General features: G+C 36.5%; 13 protein-coding genes and 1 pseudogene. 9 read left to right on the top strand and 5 right to left on the bottom strand.

Features of this window, described 5'->3' with window-relative positions:
• Positions 1-264 precede the first annotated feature (264 nt).
• Both ACM6HU_RS22320 and ACM6HU_RS22315 read left to right on the top strand, forming a co-directional pair.
• Positions 265-714: a hypothetical protein gene (locus ACM6HU_RS22320; RefSeq protein WP_003198066.1), complete on the top strand. Its 450-nt coding sequence runs from the start codon at positions 265-267 to the stop codon at positions 712-714.
• The gene (locus ACM6HU_RS22315) at positions 702-1,010 is read left to right on the top strand and encodes a YxcD family protein (RefSeq protein WP_033671234.1); all 309 of its coding nucleotides are present in this window, start codon (positions 702-704) and stop codon (positions 1,008-1,010) included. Before ACM6HU_RS22320 ends, ACM6HU_RS22315 begins: the two co-directional genes overlap by 13 nt.
• Before the next feature lie 152 nt (positions 1,011-1,162).
• Here ACM6HU_RS22315 and ACM6HU_RS22310 read toward each other — a convergent pair whose 3' ends face one another.
• The 4 genes from ACM6HU_RS22310 to ACM6HU_RS22295 form a co-directional block, all read right to left on the bottom strand.
• Entirely contained in the window at positions 1,163-2,407 is a 1,245-nt protein-coding gene (locus ACM6HU_RS22310; protein ID WP_077294139.1) for an NAD(P)/FAD-dependent oxidoreductase, read from the bottom strand.
• Positions 2,404-2,736 (bottom strand): (2Fe-2S)-binding protein, encoded by a 333-nt coding sequence (locus ACM6HU_RS22305; RefSeq protein WP_016115123.1) that lies wholly within the window; start codon positions 2,734-2,736, stop codon positions 2,404-2,406. Before ACM6HU_RS22305 ends, ACM6HU_RS22310 begins: the two co-directional genes overlap by 4 nt.
• A complete protein-coding gene (locus ACM6HU_RS22300; RefSeq protein WP_016115122.1) occupies positions 2,733-3,005 on the bottom strand; it encodes a (2Fe-2S)-binding protein in 273 nt (90 codons plus the stop codon). The genes ACM6HU_RS22305 and ACM6HU_RS22300 overlap by 4 nt, the downstream gene beginning before the upstream one ends.
• 73 nt (positions 3,006-3,078) lie before the next feature.
• A complete protein-coding gene (locus tag ACM6HU_RS22295; RefSeq protein ID WP_016115121.1) occupies positions 3,079-4,740 on the bottom strand; it encodes a sigma-54 interaction domain-containing protein in 1,662 nt (553 codons plus the stop codon).
• Between the two features lie 179 nt (positions 4,741-4,919).
• Here ACM6HU_RS22295 and ACM6HU_RS22290 point away from each other — a divergent pair, with 179 nt between their 5' ends.
• The 7 genes and pseudogenes from ACM6HU_RS22290 to ACM6HU_RS22260 all read left to right on the top strand — a co-directional run.
• Positions 4,920-6,095, top strand: coding sequence for an NAD(P)/FAD-dependent oxidoreductase (locus tag ACM6HU_RS22290; RefSeq protein WP_077294142.1), 1,176 nt, complete (start codon positions 4,920-4,922; stop codon positions 6,093-6,095).
• Complete coding sequence (locus ACM6HU_RS22285; RefSeq protein WP_016132924.1) at positions 6,092-7,129, top strand: proline racemase family protein; 1,038 nt, start codon at positions 6,092-6,094, stop codon at positions 7,127-7,129. The genes ACM6HU_RS22290 and ACM6HU_RS22285 overlap by 4 nt, the downstream gene beginning before the upstream one ends.
• Entirely contained in the window at positions 7,126-8,079 is a 954-nt protein-coding gene (locus ACM6HU_RS22280; protein WP_077294145.1) for a proline racemase family protein, read from the top strand. Before ACM6HU_RS22285 ends, ACM6HU_RS22280 begins: the two co-directional genes overlap by 4 nt.
• Before the next feature lie 53 nt (positions 8,080-8,132).
• Positions 8,133-9,029 (top strand): 4-hydroxy-tetrahydrodipicolinate synthase, encoded by an 897-nt coding sequence (gene dapA, locus ACM6HU_RS22275; protein ID WP_033671233.1) that lies wholly within the window; start codon positions 8,133-8,135, stop codon positions 9,027-9,029.
• A 37-nt stretch (positions 9,030-9,066) separates the two neighbouring features.
• Positions 9,067-10,551 carry an aldehyde dehydrogenase family protein gene (locus tag ACM6HU_RS22270; RefSeq protein WP_077294148.1) on the top strand — a complete coding sequence of 495 codons (1,485 nt, stop codon included), beginning with the start codon at positions 9,067-9,069 and terminating at the stop codon, positions 10,549-10,551.
• 113 nt (positions 10,552-10,664) lie between these two features.
• On the top strand, positions 10,665-12,155 hold the full coding sequence (locus tag ACM6HU_RS22265) for an alanine/glycine:cation symporter family protein (protein WP_077294151.1): 1,491 nt from the start codon (positions 10,665-10,667) through the stop codon (positions 12,153-12,155).
• 45 nt (positions 12,156-12,200) lie between these two features.
• Positions 12,201-12,383 (top strand): annotated as a pseudogene (locus tag ACM6HU_RS22260) (carboxymuconolactone decarboxylase family protein); the annotation flags it as partial.
• A gap of 231 nt (positions 12,384-12,614) precedes the next feature.
• Here the strand turns inward: ACM6HU_RS22260 and ACM6HU_RS22255 are convergent.
• Entirely contained in the window at positions 12,615-13,421 is an 807-nt protein-coding gene (locus ACM6HU_RS22255; protein ID WP_077294154.1) for an alpha/beta fold hydrolase, read from the bottom strand.
• Positions 13,422-13,528: the final 107 nt, after the last annotated feature.

Raw genomic sequence — 13,528 nt, 5'->3', positions numbered from 1 at the left:
TTTTCACCTCCAAAATTATAAAAGTTCTTATGAACTTATAATATGTTTTGTTGCTTGTAAAGTCAATTCTGTTTTTCATTATTTTTCCTGTCATTTTATAAATTGTTAATAAAGTTAAATAAATAATACTTGCTTATTATAGAAAAAGTTCATATAATAGGTTCATAAGAACTTTTTGTTTAACTTTAAAAAAAATCTATCATTCTTATTTCAAAGAAAGATAGATTTCACATATATCTATAGTAAAAGGAGAATGGATATAATATGTTGAAAAAAATCGTTACAGTAATGACTGCATTAATGGTTGTTTTTGGGGCTAGCAGCTTTGTTTTCGTAGATCATGCGGCAGCGAAAAGTTACAAGTCAGGTCAAAAATCATTTACACCAAGTTCAGGACAAAAATCAAAAGTTGATTTAAACAAAAAAGATTCTAATGTGAATGCACAGAAAACAAACCCTGATACAAAAACAAAAGCATCAAACACAGCACCAAAGAGTAATAAAGGGAGCTTTATGAAAGGTTTATTACTAGGTGGTCTTGGTGGTCTACTAATGGGAAGCTTATTTGCAAACATGGGAGCACTTGGTTCTGTATTAGCGTTCATGGTAAATATGCTAGTAATGGCTGGTATCGTAATGTTAGCGATTCGAGCATTTAAATATTTCAAAAATCAACGTAAGAAACAGGCAGAAGAAGCAGTATGGAAACGATGAAAATTTCTGAACAAGAGCTGATAAACGCACTATGTGTGTATATCGCAGAAAAGCGACAAGTTGGCCCAGAAGCAGTTTTAGTTGAACTAATGTATGATGATGACTATGGTTTTTCTGCTGAAGTAGAAGTAAATGGTCGTAGGCAAATTTTAATTCAAGCAAACTTAATTGAAGCACTTCGCTTATGGCTTGATAGGGAATATAATGTCAATCCGTTTGCGGCAAGATTGCAGCTTGAGTTAGATGATGAAGAAGGTATTTTCGCATTGGCGAATTTAAATAACTCGGATGAGTAGTCAAAAGGAGCTGTTGAGATTAATTTCAACAGCTCCTTTTAGTATGCACATTTTTAATGAAATAATGAACCTAGTAGTTAAGTGAGGGTGAATACCTTTGCTTCTTCATTTGTGTGCCCAGCTAAGCTGGGCACTATTCTCTAGGCAATGAATTATACAATTTCTTGAGGCGGATTTTGATCATCCTGATTTAAACAAAAATGACTCCAAAGTTCATTCATTTTACGTCTACCAGCGGTAACCATTGGGTTAAATTGAATTGCAGCTTGTTCGCGGACAGCCTGGACATTTTGGATAGCTTGCTGTAATTGTTGTCCGACTGAGTTTAATTCTGTACAAGCATGCTTAACAATTGAAAGACCGGCAACAGTTCCTTGCGCCATAGCAATTTTTCCACTTTCAATTCCAGTAATATTTCCAGCTACAAATAATCCGTGAAGAGGGGTTTCCATTGTCTCTGAATGGAATGGGACATGTCCACCCAGTTCAGGAATGTAATGGAATGGGCATCCTGCTACGGCAGCGAGCTCTGCAAGTGGATATAATCCTCCTGCGATACAAACAAAGTCTGCTTCATATATTTCTTCTGATCCTTTTATAATATTTCCTTTCGAATCAATGTTAGCAACACGAACGCCCTCCACTTTATCCGTTCCGATAATTTCAATTGCAGCTTTGCAAAGGTGGAGTGGTGTACCATTTATTTTTATACCGTTATTCGGATAAAAGGTTAAACCAGCTTTTCGAATCCAATCATGTTTCATAAAGCGACTTCCGATGCGTAGTAAAGCTGATGGGGCAAGGTGAGCAGCATTTAATAGTGACTTTAAAACTTCCTCTGGTTCACCAGCTTTTTGGCTAAGGTCACTCTTTTGAGGGAGTACGATATGATCAACAGTAATACCAGCTAGTTGTAATTCATTTAAAATTGCAAATGATAAAATATTGGCTCCGATAATAATTCCTTTTTCCCCAACTTGGACTCTATGAACATTTGTCATAACTTGAGCAGCGCCAATTGACATGACTCCTGGAAGAGTCCAGCCAGGAAGTGGGATAGAGTATTCAGCAGCCCCGGTAGCAAGTAGTACAAAGGGGGCTTCAATTGTACCTATGCTTGTATGTACATACCAAATGTTTTCGTCTTTTTCTAAATTGTATACTGACACACCACATCGAATAGGAACTGAGAGTGCTTTCGCTTTTTGATGAAGGCGTTCTGATTCCTTTATTCCGTTCCACCATTCTCCAGTTGGTTCTTGATGTAATTGTCCTAACAATCGTCCGCCAGGCTTCATAAATTCATCAATAACAAGTACGTTAAGTCCAGAACTAGCGCAAGCAATTGCACCAGCTAATCCTGCTGGTCCCGCGCCAATTACAATTACATCCATCATCGCTTTTCCACCATCTTTCTAATAATATTTGGATGCTGTTTACCACTTTCAACAACCATTTCGTTTTCTACAACAGTTAAGCACGCCCGGACGTTCATTTGATTATTAACTGTTACGCGGCATTCAGAACAATGTCCAATGTTGCAGTAAATTCCTCTAGGTGTACCACTATCTTCGTGAACGCGTAACGTTCTAATTCCATTTGCAAGAAGGGCAGCAGCAATCGTTTCATTTTCATATGCTTCGTATTCTTTACCATTAAATTGAAATGAAATACGTTTCCTATCGTCTAAGTTTCCTAAAATAGGGTGATGTAAAATTCTATTCATTGCTTTTCACCTACCGCTCCAAAAGTTACTGCGCGTATTGGTGGTTGATATTTTAATGGAATCTCATGAGGTGATGTTCCAGGATTTGCACTTTCTATCATTCGATCTATTGTCGTTCTACATGTACGCCCCCCGCAAAAGCCCATCCCAGCACGTGTTCTTAGTTTTAGCTCCCGAGCCGAGCAATTATATGTAGCAATTGTCGATTGAAGTTGTCCGTATGTAACTTCTTCACAACGACAAATAATTAAATTCTCTTTATTAGACATGTATATTCCTCCTCTAGTTCGGTTTACAAAAATTATAATGCAAAAGGTATGCCAATATAGAGGAGGGGAGGTTTTATTGTAACCCGAGTCTTTTTAAGCGGTTGTATAAAGTAGCTCTTGTTACACCAAGTTGTTTCGCACATTCTAATTTATTACCATTTAAAATTCGTAAAGCTCTTTCGATCACTTTTTTCTCGTGTTGATCCATCTCTTCTTGTAAGGAAAAAATCGTGTTGTTGTTACTGACTAATGGATAATGAGATACTATTTCCTCTGGAGTATTGTTTGTATGAAAGGGTAAATATTCTTGCTTTATAATGCCGTCCGTTGCAAATACGACGAGTCTTTCTATAACGTTGCGCAGCTCGCGAATATTCCCCGGCCAATCGTAATGAAGGAGTTCGTGCATAATTTCTGGGGGGAAATCATGAATTGGCCTTTTGTAATTTATTGAAAAGTCGTTTAAAAAAGAATAGGTTAATTCTATAATGTCTTCTCGTCTTTCACGTAATGGTGGAATGTGTAAGCTAACTACATTTAAGCGATAATATAAATCTTCACGAAATGTTCCTTTTTCCATCTCTTCTTGTAAATCGCGATTTGTAGCTGCAATAACACGAAAATCAATATTAATTTCTTTTTCTCCACCGACACGATAATATTTTCGTTCCTGCAGTACACGCAAAAGCTTAACTTGCATATCGAGTGGCATTTCGCCTATTTCATCGAGAAATAAAGTGCCACCTTGTGCAAGTTCTATTTTGCCTTTCTTTCCTTTACTATTCGCTCCAGAAAAAGCTCCGCGCTCATAGCCGAATAATTCACTTTCAAATAATGCTTCTGGAATTGCACCACAGTTAATCGAAATGAAAGGGGCATTTTCTTTCTCACTTGCTTCATGAATCGCTTTCGCAAATACTTCTTTTCCGACACCGCTTTCTCCTAGTATTAAAACGGTCGATTTAACAGAGCAAACTTTCCTAGCCAATTGGATCGTTCTCTGTATGACAGCACTCTTTCCTTTCATGGAATGAAAGGGATCGGATGTGTCTTTATATTTTGCTACTTCTTGTTCTAAGCGGTGCACTTCATGTGACATATTAAATAACTTTTCATTTAGTACAACCTGATTTGTAACATCCGTTTCAGAAACGACTGCACCGATAATTTTGTTGTCGCAATAAACAGGATTTGAATTAATTAATACAAATAGATCGGAGCGAGGTTGATGATACTGAGCTACTATACGTTTTCCTTTATGTAATGATTGTAAAATTTCTAGATCTTTATAATCAAAAAAATGAGTAATAGATTGTCCGATAATGTCTCCATGTTTTACTGAAAATATTTTTTCGGCTCCATCTGTCCATGTACGAACACGTTCATTATCGTCGATAACAGTAACTGAAGAATCTGTCGTTTGAAGAACGGTATTGTAAAATGCCTGTAATTGATTGTAAGAATTATAGAGAAAAGGGACCATTTGGGTAACAGTTATACAGTGTGTTGGATCTTGTGTTTTATTGAGAATAACGACTGCAAAATGATTAGAAAATGCTTTGATTAAATTAGAAAAGGAGTCTTCTTCATATAAAGTTGCACAAAGTAATTCTTTCGTATGTGCAGTAAGGTAATAAAATTCGCCATTTTTTTGTTTGATGTGACTTATGTCGAATGTATGATTTGTTGAAAAATATTTTATAAGTTCTTTTATTGATGGGAATGAAAATGCCATATTATCCTCCTGTAGTGTGAAAAATTTTAGACACTGATAAAAAAATAATACACTTATTTCTGTTAAATTCAAAATATTTTTACATCTATTTTTCTTACATATGAAAATAAATATATTTTGAGTTGGCATACCAATTGCATAAATAGAGGATGAGAGATTTGAAAGAAAGGAGGGGCTGCATGAGACACTGTGACGTTTTAATACTAGGCGGTGGAATTATTGGCTGTTCTATTGCTTATTACACTTCAAAATATGGAAGAGACGTAACAATCATTGACAAGGGGGAATTTGTCAGTGGCACGTCTTCACGGTGTGACGGCAACATTTTAGCCATTGATAAAGACCCAGGATTTGATAGTCAGATGTCGCTAGTAAGTCAAAAATTAGTAACGGGATTAAGTGAAGAATTGGAACATTCGTTTGAATACCGAGCGCCAGGAAGTATTCTGGTCTGTGAGTCAGAGGAGGAAATGGAGGCAGCTCAAAAATGGGTGAATCGTCAAAAAGAAGCTGGCTTACCGTTTCGGATGCTTGATAGACAAGACATAAGAGAAGAATCACCGTTTTTCGCTGATGATTTATTAGGTGGTTTAGAATGTGCAACAGATTCGACTGTAAATCCGTATCTCCTTGCTTTTTCACTTCTTGCAGAAGCGGAAAAATTTGGGGCAAAATCTTTTAAGCATACAGAAGTAAAAGAAATGAGGAAAGCCATAGATGGTTCCTTTATTGTAGAAACGACAAATGGAACGTTTACTACAAAGCAAATTGTGAACGCAGCGGGAGTATGGGCACCTAAAATTGGAGAAATGTTGGACCTATCTATACCGATTGAGCCAAGAAAGGGGCATATTATCGTAGCTTCAAGGCAACAACATGTAGGCTCTCGCAAAGTAATGGAATTTGGTTATTTAATTTCTAAGTTTGGTGGGAAACGGAAAGTCGATGCTTTGACTGAAAAATATGGTGTAGCTCTCGTGTTTGAACCAACAGAAAGTCAAAATTTTTTAATTGGTAGTAGTAGAGAATTTGTAGGATTTCATACGAGGATAAACAACGAAGTAATTAAATGTATTGCGAATCGAGCGATTCGTTTTTATCCAAAAATGGCAGATATGATGGTTATTCGTTCTTACGCTGGCCTGCGTCCATGGACAGAAGATCATTTGCCGATCATTTCACGAGTAGAACATATTCCAAACTATTATATTGCTGCAGGACATGAAGGGGATGGAATTAGTCTCGCAGCAGTTACAGGGAAAGTTATTGAAGAGCTCTTAAACGAAAGAGAAACATCAATTCCGATTGAACCGCTTCGTTTGAATCGTTTTACAGAAAGGGTGTTAAACGGATGAGGTCACAAAGAGTCTTTACGACCATTGATACGCATACAGGTGGAAATCCTACGAGGACGTTAATTAGCGGACTTCCAAAGTTAGTAGGAGAGAAAATGGCAGAAAAAATGCTTCATATGAAGAAAGAGTATGACTGGATCCGTAAATTGTTAATGAATGAACCGCGCGGTCATGATGTGATGTCTGGGGCGTTATTAACAGATCCGTGTCATCCAGAAGCGGATATAGGTGTCATCTACATAGAGACAGGTGGATATTTACCGATGTGTGGTCACGATACGATCGGTGTATGTACGGCTTTAATTGAATCAGGTTTAATACCTGTATATGAGCCGATAACTTCTTTGAAATTGGATACACCAGCTGGTCTTGTTGAAGTGGATATTTCTGTTCAAGACGGTAAAGCAAAAGAAGTATCTTTTTGTAATATACCAGCTTTTTTACTAAAGAGTATTTCTGTCCATGTTGAAGGGATTGGAAATGTAGATGTTGATATCGCATATGGCGGAAACTTTTATGCCATTATCGATGGGGAAGCGCTTGGTCTAGAGTTAGTGCCAGAAAATGCTTCTACAATAATTGATAAAGCGATCCAAATAAGAAATACGATTAATGAAAAATTTGAAGTTATTCATCCGCAATATTCATTTATAAAAGGGGTAACACATATTGAATTTTACACAGATCCTACCCATGAAACGGCACATGTGAAAAATACCGTTGTTGTTCCGCCGGGAGGAATTGATCGTTCTCCGTGTGGTACGGGAACATCTGCGAAGTTAGCCGTATTATACGCTAATAAAAAAATTGCAATGCAAGAAGAATTTGTGCATGAAAGTATTGTTGGCTCGTTATTTAAAGGAAGTGTAATAGATACAACATATGTGGAGAACATTGAAGCTGTAGTAACAAAGATCACTGGTTCAGCTTGGCTAATGGGAATGCATAGATTTTTTTACAATGAAGAGGATCCACTGAAAGAAGGATTTTTGCTAATTCCGCCGATGGAACATGAAACGGAGGAAGTGAAATGAAGATTCGAAAAATGTATATGACAGTAGATGTACACGTAGCTGGTGAAGCGTTTCGTGTAATTAAAGACGTACCGTGTAAATACTATCATAGTTTGGAACAACTAAATGAACAAATTTCTGGTGAATTAGCAGAGGAAATGCAGCTTTTATTAAATGAACCACGAGGGTTCATAGGTTTAAATGGATGTGTTGTCGTTCCTTCTATTCATAGTGAAGTTGATGCAGCTGTATTATTTTTTAATCATAAAGGAGCAATTCCTCTTCATTACGGCGGAATTGTCGCGGTAGTAACTATGTTACTCGAAAGTGGACACTTAAAACAAAACGATTCAAATCAATACAAAATTGAAACGCTATGCGGTGTGTTTTTAGTCCGTGCACATGTAGAAAAGGATGAAGTCGTTTCTGTATCGCTAGAAAGTAAAGTGTGTTACTCAATCGAAGAGAATCTACCACTACATAGTCCTATTGGAAATATATGCTACTCTCTCATACAAGCTGATCAAGTATATGCAGTGTTTCAGAAAGAGGAATGTTCTCCGGAAATTTGTATTGAAAACATTTTTGAATTAAAGAACTGGGGGAAAGCTATACTTGAGTCCATGCCAAAGCAGCCACTTATAAAAAGAGTCGTTTTAGTAGATTCTTCCCACATAAAAGAGAATCGTATAAAAACAATTACATTTCAGGATGACGATTATATTGTGCGTTCGCCTGGATTCGCATCAACAAGTGTTTCGTATATGAGTAGCCTTTCTATAGGTGATATACGTACGGAAGAACCTTTTATGAATGAGAGTATTTTTAATAGTTTTGTGAAGGTGCAAAAAGTGAATAAGGAAGAGAACGGATATACATTTACTTTCACAAGCAGAGGGTTTATTACAGGTATGCAAACATTTGTATTAGACCCTACTGATCCATTTCCAGTAGGCTTTTTATTAAAATAACGGTTATATACAGTATGTGAAAAAAATAAATGAAATGTAAGGGAGAGAATATGATGAGAAGTATAAAAGGAGCATTTCCAGTATTAATTACTCCGATGGATGAATTTCAAGAGATTGATTGGAACGGAGTGAAACAGAACGTAAACTATTTTATTGAGCAGAAGGTTGCCGGCATCATCATTAATGGAAGTACGGGAGAATTTGTTAGTTTATCAAAAAAAGAACGATTTAAGATGGTGGAAACGGTATTAAAAGAAGTTGATGGACGCATTCCTGTAATTGTTGGAACTGCTGCAGAGACGACGAAAGAAACGATTGAATATACGAAGCATGCAGAAGCTCATGGCGCAGATTGTGCATTAATTATTAACTCTTATTATTGTAAACCGAAAGAAGAAGAAATCTACTTTCATTTTAAAGAAATCTCAAATGCTGTAAATATACCAATTATGTTATACAATAACCCGTTTACCTCTGGTGTTGATATGAGTATAGAGCTTATGCTTCGAATAGGAAAAGAATGTGAAAATGTTACACATATTAAAGAATCTAGCGGAGATATTCGTAAAGCGAGAGATTTAGTAAGACAAGGAGAGAGTGCTTTTCAAGTCTTTTGTGGATCCGAAGATTTAGTTATGGAATCATATTTAGTTGGTGCAACTGGATGGGTCTCTGTGGCGGGTAATATCGTTCCGGGACTTGTTACAAAAATGTATGAGCATTTTCAAAATGGAGAGTTCGAAAATGCATGGAAGATTAATGATACAATTTTGCCTCTTTGTGAATTCCTAGAAGGGTCAGGGAAATACGTACAAATTGTTAAACGTGCAATGGAGTTACATGGACAAACTGGAGGGCCATCTCGTTATCCAAGATTAGGATTGACACAGGAAGAAGATCAAAAACTTCAACAGATTTTATCACAAATTACGGCTAATTCAGCTGTTTAAACTAGATTTAAATTGTAACTAAGGAGGAGAGAAATATATGTTAACGACAAATATTGAGCTAAAACCAAAAGTGAAAGCGTTTTTAAATGAAGAAATTAAATTGTTTATTAATGGTGAGTTTGTTCCTTCTATTAGCGGGAAAACGTTTGAAACGTACAATCCAGCTACAGAGGATGTTCTTGCAGTTGTGAGTGAAGCGCAAGAGGAAGATATTGATGTAGCAGTGAAAGCTGCAAGAGAAGCTTTTGAAACGGGACCTTGGTCTGAAATGACTACCGCTGAAAGGGCACACCTTATATATAAATTAACTGATTTAATTGAAGAACATAAAGAAGAATTAGCGCAGCTAGAAGCTTTAGATAATGGGAAGCCATATCACATTGCACTTGAAGATGATATTCCAGCGACAGTAGAAAATTACCGGTATTATGCTGGTTGGGCTACAAAAATTGTAGGGCAAACAATTCCTATTTCGAAAGATTATTTAAATTATACACGCCATGAGCCGATTGGAGTTGTTGGTCAAATTATTCCGTGGAATTATCCGTTAGTTATGGCTGCTTGGAAAATGGGGGCAGCTCTTGCGACAGGATGTACCATCGTATTAAAACCAGCAGAGCAAACACCGTTATCTTTACTATATGCTGCAAAGCTTTTTAAAGAGGTGGGGTTTCCAAACGGTGTTGTAAACTTTGTTCCAGGTTTCGGACAAGAAGCAGGAGCAGCAATCGTAAACCATCATGATATTAATAAAGTAGCTTTCACAGGTTCGACAGTTACAGGGAAATATATTATGCGTCAATCTGCTGAAACAATTAAACATGTAACGCTAGAACTTGGAGGTAAGTCACCAAATATTATTTTAGAAGATGCCGATTTATCTGAAGCTATTAATGGTGCCTTCCAAGGCATTATGTATAATCATGGTCAAAACTGTAGCGCAGGATCTCGTGTGTTCGTTCATCGGAAACATTATGAAAGAGTAGTAGATGAACTTGTAGAAATGGCGAATAAAGTTAAGCTCGGTACCGGTATGGAAAAGGATACAGAAATGGGCCCGCTCGTATCTAAAAAACAACAAGAGCGTGTGCTAAAGTATATTGAACAAGGAATGGCTGAAGGAGCAACAGTTGTAGCTGGGGGAGAACGGGCATTTGAAAAAGGTTATTTTGTGCAGCCCACAGTTTTTACAAATGTTACAGATGATATGACAATCGCAAAGGAAGAAATATTTGGACCAGTCGTTGTAGTTATGCCATTTGATTCGACTGAGGAAGTAATTGAAAGAGCAAATAGCTCTTCTTACGGATTAGCAGCAGGTGTATGGACACAAAATATTAAAACTGGACATCAAGTCGCAAATAAATTAAAGGCAGGAACCGTTTGGATTAATGACTATAATTTAGAAAATGCAGCGGCACCATTTGGCGGATATAAACAATCCGGAATTGGGCGCGAATTAGGGTCGTATGCACTTGATAACTACACGGAAGTAAAGAGTGTTTGGGTTAATATAAAATAATGATCAAATAGGAAGAGTGAACGGACAACTTGAATGAACGGTGAGGTTGTCCGTTTTATTTTTTAAGCACGCAATAAATAACTCTTTTTCACACAATTATGAGGGGGATTGGGATGGAAAAGTTAGTAGAGTGGTTAGTAGGACAAGTATGGAGTATAGGATTAGTTATTTTTGCGTTAGGAGCAGGCGTGTATTTCACAATTGCTACTCGTTTTTTACAAATTCGGTATTTTAAAGAGATGATCAAACTATTATTTGAAGGAAAGAGCTCAGAGACCGGGATATCTTCATTTCAAGCATTTTGTTTAGCGTTATCGGGCCGGGTCGGAATTGGAAATATTGCTGGTGTAGCGACAGCTATTGCTTTTGGTGGTCCAGGAGCTGTGTTTTGGATGTGGGTGATGGCTCTATTAGGGGCAGCTAGTGCATTCGTTGAGTCAACGCTTGCTCAAGTATATAAAAGTAAGGTAGGCAATGAATATAGAGGTGGTACACCATATTTTATTGAAAAAGGCTTAAAAATAAAATGGTTTGCCGTCATTGTAGCGGTTGTCGTGACGATTTCATACGGTGTTTTATTGCCAGGGATTCAATCAAGTAGTATTGCGGTTGGATTTGAAAATTCTTCTGGTATTAGTAAATATATGACTGGTGTATTTTTAGTTGTGTTGCTGGCAGCGATTATTTTTGGAGGAGTAAAGAGAATTGCTGCTGTTTCTCAAACTCTAGTGCCGTTTATGGCAATTGGTTATGTAATTGTTACATGTATCGTTTTAATTGCTAATATAACGGAAATCCCTAATATGTTCGCACTTATTTTCTCAAGTGCATTTGGAATCGATGAAATGTTTGGCGGAATTGTTGGGGCAGCCATTGCATGGGGAGTGAAACGAGCTGTATTTTCAAATGTTGCTGGTGTTGGAGAAGCAACGTATAGCTCTGCAGCTGCTGAAGTATCACATCCTGCTAAACAAGGATTAGTACAAGCATTTTCGGTTTACATCGATACAATTGTTATATGTACAGCAACAGCTCTCATGATTTTAATAACAGGGATGTATAATGTCATACCTGAAGGAAAGAGCGCCATTGTGAAAAATATGGGGAATGTTGAAGCAGGGCCAATTTACACACAACAAGCAGTTGAAACTGTTATGACAGGTTCTGGTCCATTATTTATTTCAATCGCAATCTTTTTCTTTGCATTCACAACTCTACTAGCATATTACTATATTGCCGAAACTACACTTACTTACTTGGATCATAAATTGAAATTTAAATGGTTAAAAACGATTTTGAAATTCGGATTTTTAATTATGGTTTACGTCGGTAGTGTGGAATCAGCTTCACTTTTATGGAATCTTGGAGATTTAGGGATAGGTAGTATGGCATGGCTGAATCTTGTAGCGATTGTATTGTTAAGTAAGACGGCATTAAAAGTATTAAAAGATTATGAAACGCAGAAAAAAGAAGGGAAAGATCCAATATTTGACCCTAAAAAAGTAGGGATTGAAGGTGTTGTATTTTGGGAAGAAAAGTGTAAAGAAGGTGAAAATGAAATTTCTAGAAGAAAAGTACCAGTAGATGATAGTGTGAAATTTTAGCTTTATATATTTTTAAGATTTGAAAACTGAAAATTCTATCTTTTCATGACGGAATATCAACAACATGGTTTTATAAATGATGTATTACTTCATTACAAAGAAGGCATTGGAAATTTTTCAAAACAAATTCCAGAAATCGCAGAAACATATCATGCATTTACACAAGCTTGTTTCCAGGAAGGTGTATTAACAAAACGCGAAAAACAGCTCATTGCGTTAGGGAGTAGTTACTAAAAAATTAATCACGACAGAAACGATTCCAAATAATAAAAAGGAAATCTTATTTAAAACAACTCCTTTAGGGAAAGAACTGTATTACTTACATCAGGCGTTGCATGATGTAAGTAATAGAGGAGTTATTCGATTTTTAAAGGCCATTCATTGTTTTAAATGGCCTTTTTGTTTTGATTGAAAAATGAGTTTTAAAGTTTCGACAAACTAGGTCCTTTGAAAAATACGTTACGACAGTGATTGAATAAAAGAATGTAGCACATTGTTAAAATGGTCAGCTTCTTCTAGAAATGGACAATGACAGCTGTTTTCGAAAATAACGAGTTGAGAGTTATTAATATGTGCGTGTAAATATTCGCCCGCAGCAACTGGAATTAATTTTTCTTCTCTACCGAAACAAAGTAAAGTTGGTTTTGTAATTGCATTTAATTCTTTCCGATAATCAACAACAGATTGATCGAATAAAATCGCGCTCGCAATAGATGCTGGAACTTTTGTTACTTCCTCAAGCATCCAAGTTGAATCTTCTGCAGAAAGGGGGTTTTTAAACATGAGAGGGATAAAACCCTTTAGAAACTGGGCTTGATTTGTTTGAATTTCTCTCATGAAATGAATAAGTGTTGGGAAATCAAAGGCACCAATAGGGAAATCGGGCCATTTAAAATCTGATGCTAATTCATCAACAATAACAGAACCTTTAATATTTTGTTCTCCAAATTGCTTTATATATTCCCATATAACAAATGCTCCCATTGACCAACCGACTAAGATAACATCTTTTAAAGATAAACTTTCTATAAAAGCATGCACATCATGGGCATAGTTTGTAATTGTATGTCCAGTTTCAATATGGGGAGAGCGCCCGTGACTTCGTAAGTCAATTGAAATCGCACGATATTTTTCACTGAAATAAGGGATTTGTTTATGAAAAAAACGGCTGCTCATCCAGACACCGTGAATAAAAAGAATGGGCGTACCTTCTCCGCGCTCTTCGTAGTATAAGTTCACACCATTTTCAAGCTTGATAATGGGCATAATGGACAACCTCCTTTTAATAAATGGCCTTTTTATGATTTTATTCTGTTTTTCATGTTTTTTTCCTCTTATATGGGAGAAGTAAGATGTTTTTTTGTGTAAAATAG

The sequence above is a fragment of the Bacillus sp. IT-79MI2 genome, from assembly GCF_949768135.1.
Classification (GTDB): Bacteria; Bacillota; Bacilli; order Bacillales; family Bacillaceae_G; genus Bacillus_A; species Bacillus_A pseudomycoides.
This window is presented reverse-complemented; position numbering and strand designations above follow the sequence as displayed.

Bases quoted from the DNA above. Each gene is read 5' to 3' on its own strand.
- ACM6HU_RS22285 (WP_016132924.1), top strand. From the start codon at position 6,092: ATGAGGTCACAAAGAGTCTTTACGACCATTGATACGCATACAGGTGGA.
- ACM6HU_RS22305 (WP_016115123.1), bottom strand. From the start codon at position 2,736: ATGAATAGAATTTTACATCACCCTATTTTAGGAAACTTAGACGATAGG.
- ACM6HU_RS22320 (WP_003198066.1), top strand. From the start codon at position 265: ATGTTGAAAAAAATCGTTACAGTAATGACTGCATTAATGGTTGTTTTT.
- ACM6HU_RS22310 (WP_077294139.1), bottom strand. From the start codon at position 2,407: ATGATGGATGTAATTGTAATTGGCGCGGGACCAGCAGGATTAGCTGGT.
- ACM6HU_RS22300 (WP_016115122.1), bottom strand. From the start codon at position 3,005: ATGTCTAATAAAGAGAATTTAATTATTTGTCGTTGTGAAGAAGTTACA.
- ACM6HU_RS22255 (WP_077294154.1), bottom strand. From the start codon at position 13,421: ATGCCCATTATCAAGCTTGAAAATGGTGTGAACTTATACTACGAAGAG.
- ACM6HU_RS22295 (WP_016115121.1), bottom strand. From the start codon at position 4,740: ATGGCATTTTCATTCCCATCAATAAAAGAACTTATAAAATATTTTTCA.
- ACM6HU_RS22280 (WP_077294145.1), top strand. From the start codon at position 7,126: ATGAAGATTCGAAAAATGTATATGACAGTAGATGTACACGTAGCTGGT.
- dapA (WP_033671233.1), top strand. From the start codon at position 8,133: ATGAGAAGTATAAAAGGAGCATTTCCAGTATTAATTACTCCGATGGAT.
- ACM6HU_RS22315 (WP_033671234.1), top strand. From the start codon at position 702: ATGGAAACGATGAAAATTTCTGAACAAGAGCTGATAAACGCACTATGT.
- ACM6HU_RS22265 (WP_077294151.1), top strand. From the start codon at position 10,665: ATGGAAAAGTTAGTAGAGTGGTTAGTAGGACAAGTATGGAGTATAGGA.
- ACM6HU_RS22270 (WP_077294148.1), top strand. From the start codon at position 9,067: ATGTTAACGACAAATATTGAGCTAAAACCAAAAGTGAAAGCGTTTTTA.
- ACM6HU_RS22290 (WP_077294142.1), top strand. From the start codon at position 4,920: ATGAGACACTGTGACGTTTTAATACTAGGCGGTGGAATTATTGGCTGT.